22 protein-coding genes and 1 tRNA gene are annotated in these 23,556 nt (G+C 68.1%); 5 read left to right on the top strand and 18 right to left on the bottom strand.

Translation table 11 applies throughout. The features are described from left to right. Positions 1–67 precede the first annotated feature (67 nt). The 3 genes from ABD210_RS21690 to ABD210_RS21680 are packed head-to-tail and all read right to left on the bottom strand — an operon-like array spanning position 68 to position 2,630. Positions 68–1,312, bottom strand: coding sequence for a tetratricopeptide repeat protein (locus tag ABD210_RS21690; protein WP_344113715.1), 1,245 nt, complete (start codon positions 1,310–1,312; stop codon positions 68–70). Beyond that, positions 1,309–2,184: a tetratricopeptide repeat protein gene (locus ABD210_RS21685; protein WP_344113713.1), complete on the bottom strand. Its 876-nt coding sequence runs from the start codon at positions 2,182–2,184 to the stop codon at positions 1,309–1,311. Before ABD210_RS21685 ends, ABD210_RS21690 begins: the two co-directional genes overlap by 4 nt. Beyond that, positions 2,181–2,630 carry a hypothetical protein gene (locus ABD210_RS21680; RefSeq protein WP_344113712.1) on the bottom strand — a complete coding sequence of 150 codons (450 nt, stop codon included), beginning with the start codon at positions 2,628–2,630 and terminating at the stop codon, positions 2,181–2,183. Before ABD210_RS21680 ends, ABD210_RS21685 begins: the two co-directional genes overlap by 4 nt. Before the next feature lie 122 nt (positions 2,631–2,752). Here ABD210_RS21680 and ABD210_RS21675 point away from each other — a divergent pair, with 122 nt between their 5' ends. Then, on the top strand, positions 2,753–3,157 hold the full coding sequence (locus ABD210_RS21675) for an HIT family protein (RefSeq protein ID WP_344113710.1): 405 nt from the start codon (positions 2,753–2,755) through the stop codon (positions 3,155–3,157). A 99-nt stretch (positions 3,158–3,256) separates the two neighbouring features. On the opposite strand, the gene ABD210_RS21670 is transcribed toward ABD210_RS21675, so the two are convergent. Genes ABD210_RS21670 through pgsA form a run of 3 tightly spaced genes read right to left on the bottom strand, consistent with a single transcriptional unit; the run spans position 3,257 to position 6,066 of the window. Then, positions 3,257–4,399 (bottom strand): glycosyltransferase family 4 protein, encoded by a 1,143-nt coding sequence (locus ABD210_RS21670; RefSeq protein ID WP_344113708.1) that lies wholly within the window; start codon positions 4,397–4,399, stop codon positions 3,257–3,259. Continuing rightward, positions 4,399–5,265 carry a phosphatidylinositol mannoside acyltransferase gene (locus tag ABD210_RS21665; protein ID WP_344113706.1) on the bottom strand — a complete coding sequence of 289 codons (867 nt, stop codon included), beginning with the start codon at positions 5,263–5,265 and terminating at the stop codon, positions 4,399–4,401. Before ABD210_RS21665 ends, ABD210_RS21670 begins: the two co-directional genes overlap by 1 nt. Before the next feature lie 3 nt (positions 5,266–5,268). Continuing rightward, positions 5,269–6,066, bottom strand: coding sequence for a phosphatidylinositol phosphate synthase (pgsA, locus tag ABD210_RS21660; protein WP_344113705.1), 798 nt, complete (start codon positions 6,064–6,066; stop codon positions 5,269–5,271). A gap of 161 nt (positions 6,067–6,227) precedes the next feature. Between pgsA and ABD210_RS21655 the strand changes: the two genes are divergently transcribed. After that, a complete protein-coding gene (locus tag ABD210_RS21655; RefSeq protein WP_344113704.1) occupies positions 6,228–7,250 on the top strand; it encodes a hypothetical protein in 1,023 nt (340 codons plus the stop codon). Here the strand turns inward: ABD210_RS21655 and ABD210_RS21650 are convergent, their stop codons facing one another. The 9 genes from ABD210_RS21650 to ABD210_RS21610 all read right to left on the bottom strand — a co-directional run bounded on the left by ABD210_RS21650 (position 7,251) and on the right by ABD210_RS21610 (position 18,350). Then, positions 7,251–7,955, bottom strand: coding sequence for an HIT family protein (locus ABD210_RS21650; protein ID WP_425552699.1), 705 nt, complete (start codon positions 7,953–7,955; stop codon positions 7,251–7,253). It abuts the gene before it with no gap. After that, on the bottom strand, positions 7,952–9,976 hold the full coding sequence (gene thrS, locus ABD210_RS21645) for a threonine--tRNA ligase (protein ID WP_344113702.1): 2,025 nt from the start codon (positions 9,974–9,976) through the stop codon (positions 7,952–7,954). The genes ABD210_RS21650 and thrS overlap by 4 nt, the downstream gene beginning before the upstream one ends. A 2-nt stretch (positions 9,977–9,978) precedes the next feature. Then, the gene (locus tag ABD210_RS21640; RefSeq protein ID WP_344113701.1) at positions 9,979–10,362 is read right to left on the bottom strand and encodes a hypothetical protein; all 384 of its coding nucleotides are present in this window, start codon (positions 10,360–10,362) and stop codon (positions 9,979–9,981) included. A 151-nt stretch (positions 10,363–10,513) separates the two neighbouring features. After that, positions 10,514–11,851, bottom strand: a complete 1,338-nt coding sequence (locus ABD210_RS21635; RefSeq protein ID WP_344113700.1) for a MinD/ParA family ATP-binding protein — start codon at positions 11,849–11,851, stop codon at positions 10,514–10,516. Positions 11,852–12,206: 355 nt separating this feature from the next. Continuing rightward, positions 12,207–12,839, bottom strand: coding sequence for a CGNR zinc finger domain-containing protein (locus ABD210_RS21630; protein ID WP_344113698.1), 633 nt, complete (start codon positions 12,837–12,839; stop codon positions 12,207–12,209). Positions 12,840–13,152: 313 nt separating this feature from the next. Next, complete coding sequence (locus ABD210_RS21625) at positions 13,153–14,001, bottom strand: MBL fold metallo-hydrolase (RefSeq protein WP_344113697.1); 849 nt, start codon at positions 13,999–14,001, stop codon at positions 13,153–13,155. A gap of 71 nt (positions 14,002–14,072) precedes the next feature. Next, positions 14,073–15,188: a GntR family transcriptional regulator gene (locus tag ABD210_RS21620; RefSeq protein ID WP_344113695.1), complete on the bottom strand. Its 1,116-nt coding sequence runs from the start codon at positions 15,186–15,188 to the stop codon at positions 14,073–14,075. Between the two features lie 269 nt (positions 15,189–15,457). Beyond that, a complete protein-coding gene (locus ABD210_RS21615) occupies positions 15,458–16,600 on the bottom strand; it encodes a flavin-containing monooxygenase (protein ID WP_344113694.1) in 1,143 nt (380 codons plus the stop codon). A gap of 121 nt (positions 16,601–16,721) precedes the next feature. Beyond that, positions 16,722–18,350, bottom strand: coding sequence for a LuxR C-terminal-related transcriptional regulator (locus tag ABD210_RS21610; protein WP_344113693.1), 1,629 nt, complete (start codon positions 18,348–18,350; stop codon positions 16,722–16,724). Positions 18,351–18,534: 184 nt separating this feature from the next. On the opposite strand from ABD210_RS21610, the gene ABD210_RS21605 reads away from it, so the two are divergent. Both ABD210_RS21605 and ABD210_RS21600 read left to right on the top strand, forming a co-directional pair. Next, positions 18,535–20,031: an ArnT family glycosyltransferase gene (locus ABD210_RS21605; RefSeq protein ID WP_344113692.1), complete on the top strand. Its 1,497-nt coding sequence runs from the start codon at positions 18,535–18,537 to the stop codon at positions 20,029–20,031. A 32-nt stretch (positions 20,032–20,063) separates the two neighbouring features. Beyond that, complete coding sequence (locus tag ABD210_RS21600; RefSeq protein WP_344113691.1) at positions 20,064–20,774, top strand: helix-turn-helix domain-containing protein; 711 nt, start codon at positions 20,064–20,066, stop codon at positions 20,772–20,774. Here the strand turns inward: ABD210_RS21600 and ABD210_RS21595 are convergent. Both ABD210_RS21595 and ABD210_RS21590 read right to left on the bottom strand, forming a co-directional pair. Further along, the gene (locus ABD210_RS21595) at positions 20,756–21,334 is read right to left on the bottom strand and encodes a dihydrofolate reductase family protein (protein WP_344113690.1); all 579 of its coding nucleotides are present in this window, start codon (positions 21,332–21,334) and stop codon (positions 20,756–20,758) included. The two genes, ABD210_RS21600 and ABD210_RS21595, sit on opposite strands and share 19 nt — an antisense overlap. 406 nt (positions 21,335–21,740) lie before the next feature. Then, a tRNA-Val gene (locus ABD210_RS21590) sits at positions 21,741–21,812 on the bottom strand. Between the two features lie 134 nt (positions 21,813–21,946). On the opposite strand from ABD210_RS21590, the gene ABD210_RS21585 reads away from it, so the two are divergent. Then, the gene (locus ABD210_RS21585) at positions 21,947–22,513 is read left to right on the top strand and encodes a CGNR zinc finger domain-containing protein (protein WP_344113688.1); all 567 of its coding nucleotides are present in this window, start codon (positions 21,947–21,949) and stop codon (positions 22,511–22,513) included. Positions 22,514–22,611: 98 nt separating this feature from the next. Here the strand turns inward: ABD210_RS21585 and ABD210_RS21580 are convergent, their stop codons facing one another. Then, complete coding sequence (locus ABD210_RS21580; protein WP_344113687.1) at positions 22,612–23,436, bottom strand: aminotransferase class IV; 825 nt, start codon at positions 23,434–23,436, stop codon at positions 22,612–22,614. Positions 23,437–23,556: the final 120 nt, after the last annotated feature.

The raw sequence follows: 23,556 nt of genomic DNA, 5'->3' as shown, positions 1-23,556 counted from the left end.
CCGGTGAAACAGACAGTCAGCTGACACCTGCACCCCGGAGTACGTGCAGGCGAAAAGAGCGCGCGGGTCAGCTCAGCCGGCGGCGGACGTCTCGGGTGCGGAGGTAGGCGGCGACGTCGTCGTAGCGTTCGGTCTGGTTGGCGAACTCGATGTAGGACCGGACGCGGTGCAGCCAGTCCAGGGTGGACGGCTTCACCATCGGCAGCGCGTCGGTCAGGTGCCGCATCGACAGCGGCGGCTCTCCCCCGGTCGCCAAGGCCTCGTCGATGACGCGGTCGACCGAGCGTTCCACCAGCGCGCGCAGGTCGGCGCCGCTGAACATCGGCGACAGCCTCGCGAGCTCCCGCAGATCGATCGCGTCTGCAGGGACATCCTTCAGCAGCACCGACAGAATGCCCGCCCGCGCAGGCTCGTCCGGCGGCGGCACGAAGATCACGCGGTCGAACCTCCCCGGCCGCAGCATCGCCTCGTCGACATCCCACGGCGCGTTGGTCGCCGCGAGGACCAGGAGCCCGTCGTTCTCCGAGCCGATCGCGTCGAGCTCTTGCAGCAGTACGTCGACCAGCCGGCGTGATTCGGAGCCGCCGTGCTTGTGCCGGGCGAAGGCCAGCGCGTCCAGCTCGTCCAGGAAGAGAACGCAGGGAGCGTTTGCTCGCGCTCTCTCGAACGCCGCGTGCAGGTTCCGCTCGGAGACGCCGAGGTACGGGTCCATCACGTCTTCGATGCGGACGTTCACGAAGGGCAGGCCGCACTCACCGGCGGTCGCCCGGGCCAGCAGCGTCTTGCCGCAACCGGGCGGTCCGTAGAGCATGACGCCCCCGCCGGACCTGCGGCCGTACTTCTCGTACAGCTCCGGCCGGCTCAGCGGAAGGATCACCATCCGGTGGATCACCCGCTTGATCTCGTCCATCCCGCCGACCTGGTCGAAGGTCGTCGGCTCCTTGGGCGCGTCGCTGACGAACAGCTCGTCGGTCTCCGGGCCGACCTTCACCTTCACACCACTCCGACTGGCGATCATCTCGTCCACCAACTGCTGGAGCCGACCAGTTCCCTCGACGATGCCGGCCTGCCGTGCCGCTTCGAGGCAGCTCCTCAGCAGCGCGAGCCGGCCGTTCGCCGCCGCCAGTTCGCCGACGACCACCAGCTGGTCATCGGGAAGGCCTTGCTGATCGAGCAGTACGACGTACTGGTCGAGCGCGGGCTCCGTCTCGCCCGCGGCGACGAGTGATTCGGCGAGGACCAGTCGGAGCAGGACGTCGTCCGGGTTCGCCTCGACCGCCTTGCGCAGTGCGGAGATCCGGTCGTCGGTCATGAACCCCACCTTCGGTTGATCCAGCGTCGTACCAGCGGCGGCGCGACCCACGAGTAGACGCAGAACGCGAACCACCCGACCGCCACCAGGGCCGAGAGAACGCCGAGTCCCGCGAGACGCAGACCATAGATCACGGCGACCGCGCCCACCCAGACCACCAACGGATTGAACCGCTGGAACGGCCGTAGCGGACGCATCAGCGGATGGTTCGCCAGCTTGGCCGCACGGGCTGCCTCGCGGAGATCAGGATCATCCGGGTGGGCCGCTGCCGCGGACGCGAGAGAGCGGTATCCCGATCGCGAGTCGCCGGTGAGCATGGACGACGCGCCGTGCAGGGCTCGCGCAGAGGGATCCTCGGGATCCACAGAGAGCGCTTCCTGGGTGTGCCGATGCATGTCCTTGTCCTTGCCGAGGGCAAAGGCCACCTGCGCTCTGGCGGCCGAGACCGCCGCGCTCTCGGGGGCGTGCGAGGCGGCGCGTTCGACCAATGCCCCGGCCTTCTCGGCCTGCCCCGCGGCCAGGCAGACCATCGCGTACCCGAGCAGCAGGTCAGGTTCGTTGGGGTCGAGGCTCAGGCCTTGGAGGAACACCGCTTCGGCCTCGGGTAGACGTCCCTCCGCTCGAAGCGCCGAACCGAGAATCTGCAGCAGCGGGAGGAAGGGGCCGTGGTGGGACAGGCCGTCCCGCAGTACGTCGATCGCTTCCGCATTGCGATCAAGCTGGTGCAGCGCGGCACCACGGAACAAGTACGCCCGGTAGTCGAGCGCGGCGTCACCCCAGAGGCCCTGCAGCTCGTCGAGGGTGCGTTCAGGGTGACCGATCTGCAGCCAATGACCGGCCAGCTGCAATCTAGCCTCGGCTGGTTCGCTCATAGTGCGATCGCCACAACCGCCAGCAGAATCGCCTCGATCAGACCGCCACCGATGACGGCAGCGATCCCTGGTCCCCACAGCGAGCCGTACTCGCCGGCACGGAGCTGGAACGCCCGGTCCATCGGTCGCTGGATCCGCAGCTGCACGAGGCAGGTGGCCACGGCCACGACGCGGATTGCCACTCGGATGCCAGCCGAGGTGGTGCTGTCCGTCGTCAGCAGGGAGATCACCACTGCTGCCAGCAGCAGGCCGATGCCGCCGACGAGAAGGATGAGCCTGCGCTTGTCGGGGGCCACGCCGAGGCGGCGAGCGTTCAGGAACGCGATCACCGTCACAGAGATCACACCGCCGAAGAACGCGACGTAGGTCTGGGACATCAGCCGCCACGGGCGGACGGAAAGGTCGACGCCGGCGCCGATGGTCGGGCGCAGCAGTTCGTCCGGCATGGGGCTCCCTAGGTTCATCCAGGCCCGCGCAGTTTAGGCCAGCCTCGTGCCAGTTGTCCCCTGCACCACCAAACGCACAGGGGTTCCACAAGCGCGAGCAGGTGGAGCCTTAGGCTGGCGCGATGAGCGAGAACTGTCTTTTCTGCGGCATCGTCGCGGGCACCATTCCGTCGGAGCAGGTCGCCTCGAACGACCGCGCGATCGCCTTCATGGACATCAACCCCGCCACCCGCGGGCACCTGCTGGTGATTCCCCGGGAACACGCGACGGACCTGCGGGAGAGCGCTCCCGAGGATCTGATCGCGGCCACCCTGCTGGCCCAGTCGATGGTCAGCCGGGTGATCGACCGTCTTGACGCCGACGGCGCGAACCTGCTCAGCTGCATCGGTGCGGCCGCGTGGCAGAGCGTGTTCCACACCCACCTCCACGTCATCCCCCGCTACCTGGACGACCCACTGAAACTCCCGTGGCAGCCGAGCTCGGGAGACATGGACAGCATCGCCGCCACCGCCCAGGAACTCCGCTGACCCCTGGCCTGGCCCCGGCGCACAGTACGCCGCCCCGGCCGGTCAGTACTGCGGCGCTGCAACTCCTCAACAACTCCTCGACGCCTTCCGCTCTCAGCACTAGCGTCGCGCGACCAGTTCGTAGACGGACAGGATCTCGCCGGTCAGGACATCCCAGTCATACCTCTGTACTGCGTTCTGCCCGGCCCCGCGGAGTTTCGTCCGTTCATCAGCTGAGCCGAGCAGCCGCAGGGCGCGCGTAGCCAGTGCGTCGGCGTTGCCGGGCTCGAACAACTCCCCCAGGAGACCTCCGTCGAGCACCTGCCGGAAGGCGGCCAGGTCGCTCGCGAGCACGGGCGCGCCCGCGGCCATCGCCTCCAGCAGCACGATCCCGAAGCTCTCCCCGCCCAGGTGAGGCGCGACGTACACGTCAGACCCGGCAAGCATGTCCGCCCGCGCCACATCGTCGATCGCCCCGAGGAAGACGACGTTGTCGCGACAGAACGGGGGCAGCGACCTTCGCGCCTCCTCCGCCTGTCCCGCGCCGGCCACCAGGACTCGAAGCCCTCGACGTTCGGACACCAACCGAGGAACAGCCGCGAGCAGAACGCCGAGGCCCTTGCGCGGTTCGTCCATCCGCCCGAGGAAGCTGATCGTGCCGTCCGCACCTTGCCACTCGGGCCGGGCCTGGCCGTTGAAGTGCGCCGTGTAAAGACCGTTCGGGATCACCACGGCCTCGCCGCCGATGTGCTGGACCATCATCGAGCGGGCGTTCTCCGACACCGCGATCCGCGCGTCGATCTTCTCCAGCGCCGGCCGGAGCAAGCCGGCCGCGGCACTCATCGCGCGGGACCTGACCTGCCAGGTATGGAACGTCGCGACGAACGGCCCGTCGCCCGACCACAAGGCGATGATGGAGGTACTCGGCGAGGTCGGTTCGTGGACGTGCACGACATCGAAGTCGCCCTCGGCCAGCCAGGTCCTGACCCGCGCAGCCGTCCGTGGACCGAAGGTGACCCGGGCGACCGACCCGTTGTAGGGAACGCCCACAGCGTGCCCGGCGCTCGCGACGTAGGGCGGCACCGTTGCACGGCCGTGTTCCCCCTGATCGTGGGTACCGGCAGCAGTCACGCTGTCGTCGACCGGGGCGAGGACCGAGACCTGGTGACCGCGAGCCAGCAGGGCTTCGGCGAGATCGCGAACGTGGTTCTGCACTCCGCCCGGCGTACCGAGTGAGTAGGGGCAGACCACGCCGATCCTCATCAGTCCACGAAGATCCGTTGCAGCATGTGCCAGTCCTCCGGATGCGCCGCGATGCCCTCGGCGAAGGCGTCCGCGCACCGCTGGGTCATCGCGGCCGCTCCCCCGGCAGGCTCGATCGCGTCGTGGAAGGTGATCACCAGGTCTGGACCGTCGTAGTGCAGCGTCGCTGGGATCAGCGGCGCCCCGGTCCGGACGCTCAGCGCGGCGGGGCCGGCGGGCATTCGCGATTGCCTGCCGAAGAACTTCACCGGCACGCCTCGTTCCGACAGGTCCCGATCCGCCACCAGGCAAACGAAACCACCCGCGCGGAGCCGGTCGGCGAGCACCCCGAACACCTGCTCGCCGCTCCCGGTCAGCGGCAACACCTCCATACCGAGCTTCTTGCGATATGCGACGAACCGGTCGAACAACGATTCCGGCCGGAGCCGCTCAGCCACGGTCGACACAGGCATCCCCGTTTGGCCGGCCCAGGCGCCCGCGTGGTCGTAGTTGGCCAGATGCGGCAGCGCGCAGATCACCCCGCGCCCAGCCTCGTGCGCGTCTCGGAGCAGCTTCTCGTTGACCGTACGGACCCGCCCGACGATGCGCCCGTCGTCCCACTCGGGCAGGCGGAATGCCTCCTGCCAGTAGCGCAGGTATGACCGCATCCCGGCGCTGGTGAGGGCATCGAGCTCAGCCTCGGTCGCGCTCGGGCGCACCACTTGCAGGTTGCTCCGGAGGCGCCGCACGCCGCGCCCGTTCCGCCGTACGGCGATGTCGGCGATGCGGTGGAACAGCCAGCTGACCACAGACTCCGGCAGCCGCCGGACCAGGGCCCAGGCAAGCGCGAACGCCAGGTCGACGGCTCGCTGGCGCAACCCGTCCACGGCTCAGGACGTCGTCGGCGGCGTGTCCGGCCCCGGCGTTTTGTGCTCGGCCGACCTCGCGACCGAGCCGTCCGAGGTCGGGTTCGGCGCCGTCGGGTTCGGCGCCGACGGGTTCGGCGCCGTCGGGTTCGCAGTCGACGGGTCGGCAGCCGCCGGGTTCGGCGCGGTCGGCGTCCCGAGGCGGGCGTTGGTGGGGTCGGCCAAAACCTGCTTGCGGACGGACACGGCACGCTGGACCACGGTGATCGTGCTGGCGATCGCGATGGCCCAGAGGACGATCTTCAGCAGGATCGGCAGGTTCAGCACGTCGGAGAAGAACGCGATCACCAGCACGGACACCAGCCGGTCCGACCGCTCGGCCAGACCACCGCTCGCCTGCAGACCGAGGCTCTCCGCCTTGGCCCGGGCGTACGAGGTGGTCGCGCCCATCACCAGCGCCCACAAGGTCACCGCCGCCATCCAACGGGAGTGGCCCGCGCTGCCCGCGTAGTACAGGACGAGGCCGCCGAAGACCGCGCCGTCGCCCAGCCGGTCCAGGGTGGAGTCCAGGAACGAACCCCACTTCGACGACGTGCCCGAGGTGCGGGCCATGTAGCCGTCGATCAGGTCGGAGAAGACGAAGCAGGTGATCACGACCACGCCCAGCCACAAGTGGCCGCGCGGGAAGAAGATCAGCGCACCGGCGGAGACGCCGATGGTGCCGACCAGCGTGACGGCATCGGCGCTCACGCCGAGCCTGAGCAGGAGGTTGGCGATCGGCGAGATCACCTTGGTCCAGAACTGCCGGAATCTGCTAATCATGGCGACGCGATCGTAGTCCAGGCGGGTCACCATCGGGTGACAGCGGCACCCGCAACGCTTCCGCGCGCCTCGCCGGTGCCTCACCATGGCCTCACCGGGAGGGCCCGCCGTCGACCTCGTGCCGCTGGTGTTCCCGGCCGCCAACCGCCGAGGAGGCCACGATGACCGTACTGCGGTCCGCCGCGGCGACAGTGTTGCGCCGGGCACAGAGGCCGGCCCTTCGTCGGCCGGCCGGCCGGGTTGGCCGGCTTGTCCCCTTGGCTCTGGTGGTCGCGCTCGCAGTCGGGTGCTCGGTGGCTCGGAGGGCGGACCAGGCCCGGCTGGAACCGAGTCCGGCGCCCGTGACTGCGCCTACCGTGGCCGCTCCTCCGCAGGCCGAAGGGCTTGACGGGACCGCCGGGGTGCCTGGTCCGCACGTGTGTTCGACCATCACTGGCCGCCTGACCAGCGAGCTCGGCGTCAAGGTCACGGCCAAGCCGAACTCGTGGAACGACGGCGGACTCCCCGCGCTCGACCTGTGCACCTTGCTGCTCGAGGATCGGCCGGTGGTGATCGGAATCAGCGCTCTCCCGAAGCAACCCGACTCCCTCGATCGACTGGCCACCGGGAACGGGCTGACGATCGGAGTGCCCGAGCTCGGCCCGGAGGCGCGGATCGGGGCGTCCCGGCTCGTCTTCGGAGTCGAGGACCGCGCCGTCCGGGTCACCTCGCCAGGCGGGATCGATCGCGGTTCGGCCACTGGCATCGACCGGGCCAAGGCGATCGCGATCGGTCTGGCGGCGCGGGACGCGGTACCGGACGTCCTGCGCAACGCGAGGCAGTCGGATCCGGCCTGTCAGGTGTCCAACCAGGCTGCGGAACGGTTCGTCGGCGCGCTGGTCCAGCTTCGCCGCGACTACCGGGTGAACGGCGCGCTGACCTGCATCTGGGGGACCTACGACGCGACCGTCGCGATCGTCGAGTCGTTCCACGCCGACACGATCCCGGAGGCCGCGCAGAATCCGCCGCCGCTGTTCGCGCCGATCGGCAGGCCCGGGTACTACCTTCCGGACCAGGGCGAACTCGTCTTCCGCCAAGGTCGCCGGGTGGTCCGCGTGACCGGCCTGACGAACCCGGCCCGCGAGGTCAGCCTCGAAACCCTGCTCGCCCTCGTCGGCCCGCTGATGCCGCTCTTCTACAGATGACTAATCGGTCGGCCAGGACTTCGCCAGCAACGCCCGGGTGTCGCTGAGGAGCTGCGGGAGGACCTTCGTCTGGGCGACGACCGGCATGAAGTTGGTGTCGCCTCCCCAGCGCGGCACGACGTGCTGGTGCAGGTGAGCCGCGATCCCGGCGCCGGCGATCTCCCCCTGGTTCATGCCGATGTTGAACCCGTGCGCGGCCGACACGATTCGCACCGCCTGCATCGCCTGCTGCGTCAACCTCGCCACGTCGGCAACCTCGGCCGCGGTCAGCTCGGTGTAGTCCGCGACATGCCTGTACGGAACGATCATCAGGTGCCCGGGGTTGTACGGATACAGATTCAGTACTGCGTACGCCGCGTCCGCGCGTTGCACGATCAGCCCGTCGGCATCCGGCAGCCCGGGAATCCGGCAGAACGGGCAACCGGATCCCGCCTCGGTGCTCGTGGGCTTGTTCTCCCCGGCGATGTAGGCCATCCGGTGCGGCGTCCACAATCGCAGGAACGGATCCGGCACCCCGACCCCGTCCCGCTCGACGAACTCCTCCGGCTCATACGGCGAACCACCCGACTGCTCAGCCGGAAGATCGACCGCCTCGCCAGCGGCCGAACCGGCCGGCTGGTCGAGCGGAAGGCCTGCCTCGCCAGCGGAATGACGGCCTGACTGATCGGCGGGAGGGTTGCCGGGCGGGACCGGGTCGTCCGTCATACCTGCTCGCGCTTCTTGACGGTTTCGACGATCTCGGCGATCGCGTCGGCGATCGGGATGCCGTTCTTCTGGGAACCGTCGCGGTAGCGGAAGGAGACCGAGCCGGCCGCCATGTCCTCGTCACCCGCGATCAGCATGTAGGGCACCTTCGCCTTCTGGGCGTTGCGGATCTTCTTCTGCATCCGGTCGTCGGAGGCGTCGACCTCGATCCGGATTCCCTGCGCCTTGAGCTGCGCCGCCACGTCGTACAGGTAGTCCACATGGCCGTCGGTGATCGGGATGCCGATCACCTGGACCGGCGCGAGCCAGGGCGGGAAGGCGCCGGCATAGTGCTCGGTGAGGACGGCGACGAACCGCTCGATCGAGCCGAACAGGGCGCGGTGGATCATCACCGGCCGCTGCCGCGAGCCGTCGGAAGCCGTGTACTCGAGCTCGAACCGCTCCGGCAGGTTGAAGTCCAGCTGGATCGTCGACATCTGCCAGGTCCGGCCGATCGCGTCGCGTGCCTGCACCGAGATCTTCGGGCCGTAGAACGCCGCACCGCCCGGGTCCGGGACCAGCTCCAGGCCCGAGCCCTCGGCGACCTCCCGCAGGGTCTCGGTCGCTTCTTCCCAGACCTCGTCCGAGCCGACGAACTTCTCCGGGTTCTTCGTCGACAGCTCCAGGTAGAAGTCGTCGAGGCCGTAGTCCGCCAGCAGGCCGAGCACGAACGTCAGCAGGTTCTTCAGCTCGTCGCGCATCTGCTCACGGGTGCAGTAGATGTGCGCGTCGTCCTGGGTGAAACCGCGGGCCCGGGTCATGCCGTGGATGACGCCGGACTTCTCCAGCCGGTACACCGTGCCGAACTCGAACAGGCGCAGCGGCAACTCCCGGTACGACCGGCCGCGCGAGTCGAAGATCAGGTTGTGCATCGGGCAGTTCATCGGCTTCAGGTAGTAGTCCTGGCCCTGCTTGCGGATCTCGCCGTCCGGCCCGCGCTCCTCGTCCAGGTGCATGGGCGGGTACATGCCGTCGGCGTACCAGTCGAGGTGTCCGGAGGTCTCGAACAGCTGCGCCTTGGTGATGTGCGGCGTGTAGACGAACTCGTAGCCGTCCTCGACATGCCGCTGGCGGGAGTAGTCCTCCATCACCTTGCGGAGCACGCCGCCCTTGGGATGGAAGACGGCGAGCCCGGAGCCGATCTCGTCCGGGAAGCTGAACAGGTCGAGCTCGGTGCCCAGCTTGCGGTGGTCGCGCTTGGCGGCTTCCTCGAGGCGGTTCAGATAGGCCTTCAGCGCGTCCCGGGACTCCCAGGCGGTGCCGTAGATCCGCTGCAGCTGCGGGTTTTTCTCGCTCCCCCGCCAGTACGCCGCGGCGACGCGCATCAGCTTGAAGTTGCCCAGATACCCGGTGGCGGGCACGTGCGGCCCGCGGCAGAGATCCTTCCAGGCCACCGTGTCGTCGCGCCGCACGTTGTCGTAGATCGTCAGCTCGCCGGCACCGACCTCCACGGACGCGCCCTCGGCCGCCTCTGCCGACGCGGACCCCTTGATGCCGATCAGCTCCAGCTTGTACGGCTCGTCGGCCAGCTCCGCGCGGGCGTCGTCGTCCGAGACCACCCGGCGGCTGAACCGCTGCCGCTCCTTGATGATCTGCTGCATCTTCTTCTCGAGCTTGGCCAGGTCCTCCGGGGTGAACGGGGTGGCCACGTCGAAGTCGTAGTAGAACCCGTTCTCCACCGGCGGGCCGATGCCCAGCTTCGCGTCCGGGAAAAGCTCTTGCACGGCCTGGGCGAGCACGTGCGCGGTGGAGTGCCGGATGATCGCGCGGCCGTCCTCGGAGTCGCTCTTCACCGGCTCGATCACGTCGCCGTCCGCCACCACCCGGGCGAGATCGCGCAGTTCGCCGTTGACCTTGGCGGCGATGGCGGAGCGGTCCTGGCCGAAGATCTCGGCGAACAGCTCCCCGATCGTCGTCGTCTCGGTCACACTCCGCTCAGCCTCGCCCTCGACGCCGACCAGATGGACCTTGACTTCCGGCACGTTCACTCCTCAAGTAGGCCGGCCCACAGCGGGCCGTCACACCGGAGATGGTATCGACTCCGCTTCCGCGCCAGCACGGCGTATCCACAGGCCAGCGGGCCGGCCGTGGACCGGGTGGTCGCGCGGTATGTGCCGGGCGGGCGCGCCGCAGTGACGCTGACGATGGGCTCGGTCCGGTATCCGGTGCGGAACTTCTCCTTCTTCGCGGCGTCGTGTCCCTCGAGCTCAGGTCGAGGCTGAGCCCGAACTGCTGAAGTCGGGAGAATGCTGAGCACGGCAACCATCACGGTCCAGCAGAGGTCGACCGTGGGCAGCCTGTGCGGAGCGGTCTGGATCGCGGCGTTCGCGCCGCTGTCCGTGACCTCGGAGTACGCGACTGACAGCATCCGTTCGACGCTGCAATGGACGCCTGTACGACGGAACGTGGTGGCGAGGAAGGCGATCGCCCTCCCGCCAAAGCGGCCGAGACGCCTAAAACGCTGATGGGCGGTGGGCCTTTGCAGGCCCACCACCCATCAGTTACGCGACGTTCAGAAGTTACCGAGGAACGTTGAGGGCGATGGTGATCTGTTCGGCCACCTTCGCCGCCAGTTCCAGAGCGGCACGCCGGGTGGCGGGCTGCAGCGCCGAGTGGTCCAGCGGACCCTCGGCAGCGATGTGCGGATCGGTCGGGATGTCGACGACGGCGGCGGCCCGCGACTCGAAGTACGGGCGAAGCTGCTTCTCGACTTCCTTGTTCACGTCGCCGGGGCCGTTGCTGACCGCGATCACCGCGCGCCGGATCAGTCGCTGGGCGTCCGGGCCCTGGTGGTCGAGCTCCTCCAGCATCTGCACAGCGGCCGCGCAGGACAGGCTCTTCCACTTGATCGGGATGACGAGCACGTCCGATGCCTTCATCGCCTCGCGCCAGTTGCTGGAGCCCTCGTTGTTGCCGGTGTCGATCACCAGCACCTTGTAGAAGCGGCTCAGCAGCCGGTGGATCTGGTCGAAGTCCTTGGCCTCGATCTGGGCGTACGTCGTGGTCGCGGACGTCAGCACGTCGTACTGGCCCGACACCTGGTGCCGCAGGTAGGCGCCGACGTCACCGAGCCGCGCATCCGGCTGGGTGAGCATCGTCATCGCCTGCAGCAGGTCGGTCACGGTGGACCGGCTGTTCGTGTCGTGCGTGCGCAGGTGCATGTTGCCGCGCAGCTCGTTGTTGTCCCAGGCGACGACACCGCCGCCGCGAGCCTGGCCGAGCGCACCTGCCAGCAGGAGCGTGGTCGGCGTCTTGCCCGATCCGCCCTTGGGGTTGGCGACCGTGATCGTCACCGGCCGCCGGAAGGCGGTCGCCGCGGTCGCGCGGGCGACCCGCTCGAGTCGCTCGGACGAGCCCGGGCGCAGCCGCAGCACGCTGCGGACGCCCTTCTCCGCCGGAGCTTCACGGGGCAGCGGCAGCGCCTGCAGGAGCTCGTCGGCGCGGTAGGACACCTGCCGCTCGGGCTGCGGCGCGTGCTGGCCGGGGATGCCCTGCGGGAAGAAGTGCTGCGCGGCCGGAGAGAGCTCAGGGCCCGACGACGGGGTCGGCGCAGGGTCGTTGTGCTCGGACACCGGGTGGGTCCACGGGTCCGACGCGAGCGGCGGAGCAGGCTGCGACCAGGAATCACCCGGGAAGTCCTGCGAGAGCTCGTCCGCCTGGTCGTCCTCGGGGACGGCCTTGCTGCTCCTGGGTGCCTTGTCCACCAGATCCGCCTGGTCGGTCGGCTCTGGGTCGGCCGCGGGAGTGGCGTTCGGATCCGGCTGGGTCCAGGAAGGGGTCGGCTGCCACATCCTCCGGACCTCGGCCGCCGCCGCTTCCCGGTCCTTGTGCTGTCCGGAGTTGTGCGAGTCGGTCACGACCTCGATCCCCTGATTCTGTGAGAGAGGGGCGGCGAGGCGCTCCCTCTGAGATTTGCTGGAACGGTCCGGGGGCGAGTACCCCCAGGAGAGGTCCACTATCCCATGACCGGGAGTCCACGCGATGTCACCCGCCGGAGCGTCGCCCGGCCACTCCGATCCTGCCGCACCAATCCCTCGACCCAGTGACCTGGCCGCTACCGGTCAGCACTACTCGCTCACTTCGCAGCCACTTTCGCACCCAGTTCACGAACCAAGACGCTGCACAGCCCCCTAGCTCCCCCAGTACAGCCGAAAATAACCACCGTCCACACCCGGCCCCGCGGGAGTCCTCCGCCAGGACGGGTGTGCCGGGTCAGGTTTGCTCAGTGCGACGGCGAGCTCGGTGGGCGCGCAGATTGGAGACGTTGCCGCAGGTGCGGACCGAGTGCCAGACACCGCTGGCGTTGCGGGAATGGTCATAGAACGCGACCTGGCATCGCGGGTTGCGGCAAGTCTTCAGACGGCGCCGCTTATCAGTCTGCTGGCCCTCGAACAGAGCCGCCAGAACCAGCGTGACCAGCATCTCGTGACCGGTCTCCTGTGGTCGCAGGTAAACGGACCCATCCTTGGCAAGCTCGAGCACGGCGGCGCCGGCTGGCAGGTCGCAGGCGCCGTCACGCGCCGCAGTTGAAGGCGACTCAGGTTCAGCGTCGGGCACAGTCTCCGGTGCGGGTTCCTGCGCGCCGGTGATCAACCCGCGGAGGTTGTCGCGGAAGGCTCGCAGTTCCTGCAGAGCCTCAGCGTCCAGCACCACCTCGGCAACAGGGCGCCCGGTCGCCGAGGACCACTCGGCCAGGGCGGCGCTCAGCCAGACCTCGGCGCTGTCTACCTCGGAGAGGAGGTCGGGTGCCGGGCCGGCGGCCGCGGTGTTCAGCAGGTCCTGGACGAGTGCCAGACCGGTTGGAGCCGGCTCGATGTCGAACCGGCTCGTTGCAGACCACGCCATACAAACCTCTCCTCGCTGAACACCAGACTGCCCGATCGCTGTGCCGGTCGTTTGGCGGTCGTACAGACTTCCACACGGCTAGTACGAGGCCGTAGTTCGTGGTGATGCCTTTCGGCAGGGGGCCGCGGAGGGCTGGGTGGGATGTGGCCCTGACCAAGAGTGGCGACCTGGGACAGGTCGTCGGGGCCTTGAACAGGTTATTTCGTGTCCGTGGTCCCTGTTTGGTGTTCAAGGTCGCCGCTTGAGGACCGCTGCGCAGTCCGGGCCTGTCCCCGCAACATCACAAACCCCGGCTCAAGCTCCCTAGTGCGGCTCACCCACCCAGCAGGCCGAGGCCGCCGTACCAGAGCGGCCCCGGGTTCAGCCGGTTCGGGTGCAGCTTCAACATCTCGTCGAAGAACTCCTCGGCCGTCGGCTTCCGGTCCAGCAACCGGATCACGTCCTCGAGGTACCGCCGGGTCGCATCCAGGGCAGCTGGACTGTCGGCGAGTTCCTTGTTCTTATGGCCTGCGACCACCGCACGCGGCTCGAGTGCAGCAACCCGATCCAGGCCCCTCAGCCAGTCGCGCAGGCCGCCCTCGCCGCCTTCCAGGATGTACTGGTGGACGCCGTTGTAGACGACGTCGCCGGCAACGACCAGCCCGATCGACGGAACGTGCAGCACCGACGTGTGATCCGTATCGGTATGCCCCGTCTCGACGGCCACGAGCTGGTTACCCTCCAACAGGAACCCGTCTGCAGGAATGACCTCGGCCAGCACCGGAGTATCGGGAATCTGGTCAGGGAAGATCCTGTCCCACAGTTGCTCTCGCCCCCGACCAGCCTGCTGGCGCATCACCTCGATCGTGCCCTCGGTGGCGTAGACGGTGGCGCCCGGGAACCGCTTGACCAGCTCCCCGGTTCCGAACCAGTGGTCGCCGTGTCCGTGCGTCGCATAGATAAAGGCGAGCCGCTTCCCGGACTGTTCGACCCAGTCGCCGACCTCCTGGATCTGCTCCCGCGTGAAGGGCGGGTCGACCAGTACGGCGTCCTCGCCACCGAAGATCAACGTCGTCGACAGCGGGTTCCACACCAGCCGATCCCCGTTCGGCATCCTCTGGTCCCCCGCTCTGACAGGCCCATCCGACACGAAGACTTCGTACGACAGCGGGGTGGTGGACATGGGTGCCTCCTCAGGGGCCTATTTGCTTGATGAAAGAAGTGTAATCCATTTACCTCTTTCATCAAGAGGCCTCAGTGAGCGTCGACCAGTTCGAACGGCACGATCGACAGCTTGGGGACGGATTCGCCCCGGAGTTGCGCGAAGAGCAGGTCGACCGCCTGCCGCCCCATTTCGCGCTGGTTCTGCCGAACATGCAGGTACGGCGGGCCGGCGATCGGGTCACCCGGTGAGTCGAAACAGGCGATCACCTGATCGCGGGGCCGGCCGAGAGCGCGGTCCAGCATCCTGGCCAGGTTGTACTCACAGGCCACGAACGCGGTCACGTCCGGCACCTTGTCGCGGAAGGCCCGGATCAGCTCGAGATCGGAGAGAACGCTCTCTGGCGTGAACGACCCCGGCAGCGTGCTCCGGAGTTCCGTCAACTGATGAGCCTGGTAGTTGCCGGGTTCGCGCTCGGAGAACGCGGCCCGGAATCCCTCCAGCCGGTCCTCGATGCTGGACGTGTTCAGCGGCGGGGGCGAGACGAACGCGATGTGCCGGTGGCCCAGGTCGAGCAACCTCTCGGTGAGCGCACGAGACGCCGCCACGTTGTCGGTGTGTACGGCCGAGACCGGGATGCCGGACAGATGCCGGTCCACCAGGACGACCGGATAGCCGTCGAGCACCTGCCGCAGCAGGCTCGCGTTGTAGAAGTCGCCGTGCACCGGGAACACGATCAACCCGTCCACCTCGCGGGACGCGACCAGCGACTCCACGGCCTGTTCCTCATCGCTCTGCCGCCCACGGGTCCGCCGTACGATCAGACTCGCTCCTTGCTCCGCGCAACGTTCCTCCACCGCGCAGAGCAACTCCAGTCCATAGGCTTCGGAGACATCCGGTACGACGAGCGCGATCGCGCCTGGCTGGTTGTTACCGCGTGACGGACGCAGTGGGAGCCGCCCCTTGAGGGGCACAGTGATCCCCTCTAGATCCGGCAGGTGTTTCACCACGAACGAGCCCTTGCCGCGGATGCGTTCGATCAGCCCGGCCTCCCGCAGGACCTCCAGGGCGCGCTTCGAGGTGATCCGGCTGACCTCGAACTGCGCCGCCAGTTCCATCTCCGACGCCACTCGGTCGCCGGGCCCGAGCGCCCCGCGGCGGATCTCGTCGAGCACATGCGTACTGATCTGCTCGTACAGCAGCGCCATGATCACCCTCCGGGCCAGACAAGTTGATATACCGTCCCAGCCCGACCGATCAGGCGCAAGAGCGGGGCTCCGACATATTGACCTATGTCAACTGGCCTCCCTACGATCCGAGCACGCGCGCATGGCAATGCCCGGAACCGCCCAAGAAGGCGGCCCCATGCGCTCATCCGCCGCGGCGACCACCATCGCCGACTGCGCTCTGAGAGGCGGGCGTCGAGCGAGACGACCTCGCCGGCCGGGTGATGCTGCTGCCCGAGCGGCCACCTGAGTCAGTTCCCGACCGTGGCTAGGCGCTTGGTTCGGGCAACGATGTGCTTGGCAACGTACTCCGCGTCCCGGCCGGCGCCGCCGACCAGCATCGAGGCGAAGGCGTACTGGAAGATCAGGCCCAGGAAGTACAGCCCTGGACAGGTCGCGGAGACGCCGCGGTACTGCGCCGGCCAGCCGTCTTCGCCGAGAACAGGTCCGTCGATCCAGCTGAAGTCGCGACGGAAGCCGGTGCACCAGATCACGTTCTCCACATCGAGCACGCGGCCGTCATCGAGCATCGGCAGGCCGTCCTGGACGCCCGCCATCCGGTTCTCGATCCGCTCGACTCCGGCCGAGGCCAGATCGGCCGATTTCACCCGGAGCAGCGGGCCGCCCTCGCTACGCACCTCGGCCTGCATCTTCCGGCCGATCGGAGTCCGCTCGGTGAGCACATGGTTGGCCGCGAACCACAGCAACCGCGTGATCTGCCGCGCCGGCCGACCTTCGATGTCGAAGGGAATCTCGCCCCGCGACGGCCCGCACAACACCGTCCGATGCCCCGACCCGGCGATCTCATGGGCAAGATCGGCGCCCGAATGGCTGGCGCCGACCACGAGCACGTCGCAGGGCAGCAGCTGCGACGGATTCCGGTACTCCGACGAATGGAGCTGCCGGATTCCCGGGTCCAGCTCGGCCGCGAAGTCAGGGGTGCGTGGCAACTGCTGACCGCCAGTCGCCACGACAACCTGAGCTGCCTCGAACCGCTGACCTCCTGCGGTCACGACGAAGCCCTGCGCGGTCTTGTGCACCCCGTCCACGAAAACGCGCGGCCGCACCGGCAGTCGGTGCTCCGCGACGTACCCCTCCAGATAGTCCGCGACCTGCCGCCCGCTGGGGAACTCGTAGCGGTTCGCTGGGAAGCGGCTGCCGGGCAGCCCGTCGTACTTGGCCGGCGTGTAAAGCCGCAGCGAGTCGTAGCGCCGTCGCCAGATATCGCCGACCCGGCCGTTCTCGTCGAGGATGACGAAGGACTGCCCGCGCTTGGCCAGGTGGTAGCCGAGCGCGAGGCCGGCCTGTCCCGCACCGACCACCACGGTGTCGAAGCGTTCGGCTCCCCCAGTTGAATCCGCGCTGTGCTGCATCACGTCGTACTGATTGCTCATGATGGCCTCCGCCTCGCCAGTTCGAACTGCTCCCGACGTTAGGAGCCGACGGCTGCGGCCGCGTCGGGCGAACTACCCATCCGCTGTCCACCCGACGTGGGTATTTCTGAGTATGCGTTCTTCAGACCAGGGAGTGCTGATAGGCGTAGGCGGTGGCCTCGGACCGCGACGACAACTCGAGCTTGGTGAAGATGTTGCTCACATGCCTGGCCACGGTCTTCTCACTGATGACTAGTTCGGTGGAGATCGCCCGGTTGGTCCTACCGGTCGCCACCAGACGCAACACCTGCACCTCCCGGTCGGTGAGCCCGCACGCGGCCTCGGTCACCACCTTCCCTGCGAGTGCCTCCACCCGGGCGAGATCCGGTATGGCTCCGAGCTCCTGGAAGACCCACCGCGCCGCGTCCAGCTCCATCTCGCAGCCATCCTCGTCGCCGAGTCGGCGGCATGCCAGCCCGATCAGCACCCGCACCCGGCCGGCCTCGTACGGCGCGTCGATCTGCTGCCAACCGGCCCACGCACGGCGCAGCTCCTCCAGCGCGGCCTTACCGTTGCCCTCAGCAAGCAGTACTGCGCCCAGTGAGTCCGCGGCCAGCGTTTGAAGGTAAGGCGCGGCCAGGTCCGCCGCGGTCTCCGCGAGTTCCTCCGCCGCAGCACGTGCTGCGGCCAGGTCGGCGGCGGCCAGCATGATCTCGACGTACGCGGGCAGCAGTCTCGCCCTGGCCAACTGCCATGGAGCCTCTTCCATCGCACGCTTGATCCCGGTGGTCGCGGCGTCGACACGAGCCTGCGCCAGCCGCAACAACGAGAGCCCCGGCTGGGGCAGGTGACCCCAGTGGTTCGCCTCCCGGTACGCGTTCTCGGCTGCGGCGAACTCACCACGAAGCCGATACAGCTCGCCCATTACGTAGAGCGCCATTCCGACCGCCGGTTGACCCGGCGGGTCGGACAGCCGTTCGCGCGCCCGCTCCGCCTCCTCCATCGCATCCGGCCAGGCGCCGTGCAACTGCATCAACTGGGCGCGATGGACCAGGCACTGGCCGCGGTAGGGAACAAGGTCGGGCTGGGACTCGCACCACAGACTCAGCGCGGTCGTCCACTCCCTGGCCCGACGGAGGTCGAACGTTTCCTGACAGATGATGATCATCGCGCAGTAGGCGATCCCGGCAACGATCGGGAACACCTCACCGGCCGTCACAGCAACCATCACCTCGTCGAGCAAGGCAGTAGCTCGACGGGTCTGGCCGAGTTCCATCGAAGCCTGCCCCTTGCCGAGCGTGGCCAGCGCGGTCAGAGTCGGCTCGTGGAACCGCTCGCCGAGCTTCGCGGCCCGATCGAACATCGCGTACGCCGTCGCGGGGTCGCCGGTGCCGAGGATCTGATGCGCCCTCGGCAGGAGCACATACCCCTGTTCCACACAGTCGCGGCCCGCGTCCTCCAGTAGCCGCTGGGCCCGTGCCAGCCAGCCGCCGCCCCGAGCGAACTCGCCCGCGTTGAACAACTCGAACGCGAGCCAGAAGCCGCACCGCGCGGCTCGCTCGGCCTCGCCGGCCTCGGCGAGCAACTGGTACGCACGCGCCAAGGCGTCGACGCTCTCGCTCTCCCGACCGATCAGATAGGCCGCGAGTCCGACAAGCTGCAAGTCGTCCGGACCTAGCGGCGACTCGCGGTCGACAGCCGTCAGTGCCTCGTAGCAGTCCGCCCAAGCGTGCTGTACGAAACACTCCCGACCTGCTGCGAGTGTGTCCAATTCCTGCTCCCCCGCCGACGCATGAGGCACGGCCTTCAGTCACTCAGGCTAGATCCACACCCACCACCCGTCTACGCATCCAACCGCGGACCCGGCTCTTGAGGACGGAAAGCAGGGTGGCTAGTTCCAGACGTCCGCAGCTGAAAGGTGTTCCGACGAACCTGTGGGCTGACAGCATGCGCGCATGACCGCCAGTCGCTCGTCGATCCCAGCGTTCGCTACGGGTCCGGTTGCCGCCATCGCAGCAGTGGTGGCCGCAGTACTCACAGCCCTGTCGGGCCGCTACGGGTTTCATCGCGACGAGCTCTACTTCCTCGTTGCGGGCAAACACCTGGCCTGGGGCTACACAGACCAGCCGCCTCTCACGCCCCTGCTCACTCGCATCTCGACCGCCGTCTTCGGCAGCACGCCGATGGGCCTGCGCGTGGTCTCCACCATCGCCGCCGCCCTCACGGTGGTTGTCGTCGCCTTGATCGCCAGGGAGTTCGGCGGCGATCGCCGGGCGCAGATCATGGCCGCTGGGTGCGCCGCGATCTCCGGCTTTCTGCTCGGCGTCGGCCACCTCGCCTCGACCGCGACGTACGACCTCCTCGCCTGGATGGTCATCGCCCTGCTCGCGCTCAGGCTGCTCCGCACCGGCGACGGCCGATGGTGGATCGCCCTCGGCCTTGCCACGGGAATCGCCTTGGAGAACAAGTACCTGGTGGTTCTGCCCCTCGCGGCGCTGCTGATCGCCTTGCTGATCGTCGGACCTCGCGACGTACTGCGAAGCTGGTGGCTCCTGGCCGGCGTGGTCGCCGCGGGACTGGTCGCGGCGCCGAACCTGTGGTGGCAGATCTCCCACGACTGGCCCCAGCTAACGGTGGCCGGCGGGATCAGCGAGGACGATGGCACCGAGAACCGGATCATGTTCATCCCCCTGCAGATCCTGCAGCTGTCACCTTTCCTGGTGCCGATCTGGGTGACCGGCTTCCTCCGCATGTGGCGTTCCCCGGCCCTCCGCTGGTCGCGCGCCGTCGCCCTGGCGTATCCGCTGCTTTGCGTCGTAGTACTGGCCGTCGGCGGCAAGTCGTACTACGCCCTGCCCCTGCTCCTAGTTCTCACAGCGGCAGGTTGTCAGCCGACACTCGACTGGCTCGCCCAGGGACAGCGGTCGGTACGTCGGAACCTCCTCGTGACCGGGGCGGTTCTCACCGCGGTGACGTCCGCGATCTTCACCCTGCCAGTGCTCCCCGCGTCGGCCGTCAACTTCGTCATCCCCATCAACGCCGAGCAAGGCGAGCAGATCGGCTGGCCCCAGCTGACCTCAGCCGCCGCCAACGCGTGGCAGCAGATCCCCGCCGAACAGCGCGACCGAGCAACCATCTTCGCCGTCAACTACGGCCAAGCAGGCGCCATCGCCAAGTTCGGCCCCGCCCACGGCCTCCCCACGCCGTACTCCGGCCACATGAGCTTCGCCGACTTCGCCACGCCCCGCGACACCCAAACCGGCCCGGTCCTCCTGATCGAACAAGAGCCCACGCCGTACTACGAATCCCGCTTCGGCACCTGCACGCCGGCCGGCAAGGTGGACAACGGCAAGGGCGTCGACAACGAGGAACAAGGCACCCTGCTGACCCTCTGCACCGGCCCGGCCAAGCCGTGGTCCACCCTCTGGCCCGAACTTCGCCGCTACTACTGAGACGTCGTGGGCGAGGCCTGGAGAATGGGCGCATGGGACTGCGGTTCACCACACGCCGGTCGGACTCGCCGTGGGTCGATGTCGTGTGGACGTGCACCAGCGACCAGGTCAGCGAGATGACATCGGTGGCGGCAACCCGATGCGGGCTGGTCTTCTGGCAGTACGACGGGCGGCCTCACGCGGGGGTGACTGGTCCCGAAACCGCGACCGGCAGCGCGCCGGTTCCAGAGGGGGCGAGCTTCGTAGGCATCGAGTTCGCAATCGGCACATCGCTGCGAGGTCTGCCGACCTCGTCGCTCATCGACGGCGGAGTGGAGCTTCCCGACACGACGCGGAGGTCTTTCCAGCTCGCCGGGTCACGCTGGGAGAAGCCGGTACCGGACGACGCTGAAGCCCTGGTCGAGCACCTCGTCAGAGACGGCGCGATCGTTCGCGACCCGATCGTCGGCGACGTGTTGCGGGGCGGCCGTCCCGATGTTTCGGATCGTACTCTTGAGCGGAGGTTCCGAGCGGCGACCGGGCTCACCCAGGGTGCCGTGCGCCAGATAGAGCGGGCACGCGAGGCGGCCTACCTGCTGGCCGCAGGGAAAACGGCCACCGACGTGGTCGCCTCGCTGGGCTACTTCGACCAGCCACATCTGGCGCGAGCGCTCCGCCGCTACATCGGGCGTACGGCCTCCCAGTTGCACGAAGGCAGCGGCGGCGCCCTTGCGCTGGACCTTCCTCAGCCGACCACGTCGTAGAGCAACTTCACGACGCCGTTCGGGTAGCCCTGCGACTCGCGCAGCCGCAACATCTGCCTGTCGCGGTCGGCGTCGCTGAACAGGCTCTTGCCCGCACCGAGCAGCACTGGGAAGACCAGCAAGTTGTAGCGGTCGATCAGTCTCGCGTCCGACAGCCTGCGGGCCAGCTCGGCGCTGCCGTGGATGAAGATCGCCCCATCCTCGCCCTCCTTAACCTTCGAGACGTCGGTGGTGGAGCGCAGGATCGTGGTCTGGCCCCAGCCCTCGACGAGAGCGTCCTCGGAGATCGTCGAGGAGACCACGTACTTCGGCAGGTCCTTGTACGCCGCGTGGTCCTGCGAATCGCGCCATGTCGGGGCGAAGGCCTCGTAGCTGCGCCTGCCGAACATCAATGCCGTGGTCTCGGCGAGTTCCTCACCCTTGAGCGCGAACGCCTCGGGCAGGAACTCGATGTCCTTCACCACCCAACCACCACTGCGGTGTTCCTCCCCTGGTCCACCGCCCGGGGAGTCCACGACGCCGTCGAGCGACATGAAGGCGGTGTAGATGAGGTCGCGCATCCTGCGGTTCTCCTTCCGGTCCGACGGCGTGCGGCCGTCGACGTGCTCGGCCCGCGTACGTTATATCGCATGTGTCCGCGGGGTCTTGGACAGAACCGACACCCCTACGACGCGCGTCTGCCCGACCAGGGGCTAGACGTTGAAGCGGAACGAATCCGCGGGTCGCGCCTACCCGCGGCGTTCGCGATCGCACACGGCCTGACCTGCCCGGACAGCTCTCACCGCTTCTCTGGTCTGCGCGAGTGAGGGCGATCGAACCTGGCGATCTACACCCACGTCCAGGGAGGCTCCCAAGAGCGGGTTCTAGGGGCTCTTGCTGCCTTTCGCTGCCTGACGAGGGCTGAAACGACGAGAGCGGGGACTCGGCTGGTGCCGGGTTCCCGCTCTGACCTGCTGTTTTTCCGGGTGGGCGATACTGGGTTCGAACCAGTGACCTCTTCGGTGTGAACGAAGCGCGCTACCACTGCGCCAATCGCCCGGAGTTCGTGCTGTGTTGCTCTGTGTGTTGCTGTTTCCTTCGGTGCGGGTGAAACCATAGCGCATTGGTCCGCGACGTACGAAACCGGCCGGGCTACTCTGTCTGCAAGGCGGACACCCCGTCGCGTTGGAGACATGACTGTGACTTTCTCGCACGACACCGAGCACGCGCTCGGCACGCTGGTCCGGCTCGTCAACACCCTGCCCGGACCGAGTAGCCAGGTCGACACCATGGAGACGCTCGAGGATCTGGAGAAGTTCGTCCACGAGCGGGAGTTCAGCGCGGTCGGGAATCTGAGCGAGACCGACCTCGAGGAGGTCCGCGAGCTCCGGCCGCTCTTCTCCCCCGTCTTCACCACCGGGTCCGACGCCGAAGCCGCCGCGATGATCAACGCGATCGTCGCCAGCGGCACCACCACGCCGCGGCTGACCAACCACGACGGTCATCCGTGGCACATCCACTACTCGCGGGACGGCTCCTCGCTGACCTGCCGGATCACGGTCGAGTGCGGGATCGCGCTAGCCCAGGTGATCTCGGCCGGCGAACGCGAGCGCCTGCGCCGCTGCGAGGCACCGGACTGCGACGACGCCCTGATCGACCTGTCCCGCAACCGCTCCAAGCGGTACTGCGATGCGCGCACCTGCGGCAACCGTCTCCACGTCGCCGCCTACCGCGAACGCCGCAAGTCCGCCGGCGAGTGATCCCGGTGATCCTTGCGTCCGAAGGACCGTAGGGCCCGCCCCGCGGTTCTTCGGACGCTGTGTTGCTCTTCTGACGGTGTGTTGCTGACGCTGTGTTGCTAAGGGTCGATGTCCTCGGCGGAGCGCTCGGCGAAGACCTTGGCGACCGCCGCGGTCACCTCCCCCGGTACGCCGAGGTCGCGTTCGTCGACCCGGTGAACCGCCTGGACGTCGCGAGTCGTCGACGTGAGGAAGATCTCATCCGCCTCGGCCAGGCGGCCCAGCGGTACGTCCCGCTCGACCGCGCCGAACCAGGCGATCACCAGGCCGCGGGTGACTCCGGCCAACGCGCCCGACTCGAGCGTCGGCGTGACCAGCTCGCCGTCGAAGACGCAGAAGATGTTCGAGCCGGTTCCCTCGCAAAGATCGCCGACGGTGTTCGCGAAGATCGCCTCGCTCCCGCCCCGCGCTTTGGCGTAGGCGAGCGCGCGGACGTTCTCGGCGTACGAGGTGGTCTTGAGGCCGGAGGTTGCGCTGCGCTCATTCCGGACCCACGGGACCGTGACGATCGCCGAACTCGGCGCCGGGTGCTCGATCGCGTGCGACGCGACGATCAAGGTCGGCCCGGCAGTACCGCGATCGGAGGACAGCGGCGACACCCCGCCGGTGTAGGTGATGCGCAGCCGGCCGAACGGGATCTCCGGGTCCGCCTTCACCACCGCCGCGATCGCCTCTTCGACCTTGGCGACGTCCGGCGCGGGCAGGCCGAGTCCCGTCGCCGACCCCACCAGTCGCTCGAGGTGCTTGGTGACAGCGAACGGTTGCCCAGCGACGATCTTCACCGTCTCGAAAACGCCGTCGCCAGTGGTCAGTCCATGGTCCAACGGCGAGATGCCGGCTGTCGCCGGATCCTCGTGCAGCGTGCCGTTCAGCCAGATGATCATTCCTGCTCCTTCCAACCGGGACACCTTAATCCGCAGGCCTTGCGTGACGATGTGGTGACGCCCGGTGCGCCGACAGGCGACCCCCCGGTTTTTGAACTCAGGCGGAGATGGGCTAGTGTT

The sequence above is a fragment of the Kribbella alba genome, assembly GCF_039529635.1.
Taxonomy (GTDB): Bacteria; Actinomycetota; Actinomycetes; order Propionibacteriales; family Kribbellaceae; genus Kribbella; species Kribbella alba.
Note: the sequence above shows the minus strand (reverse complement) of the source record. Positions and strands in the feature narration are given on the sequence as shown.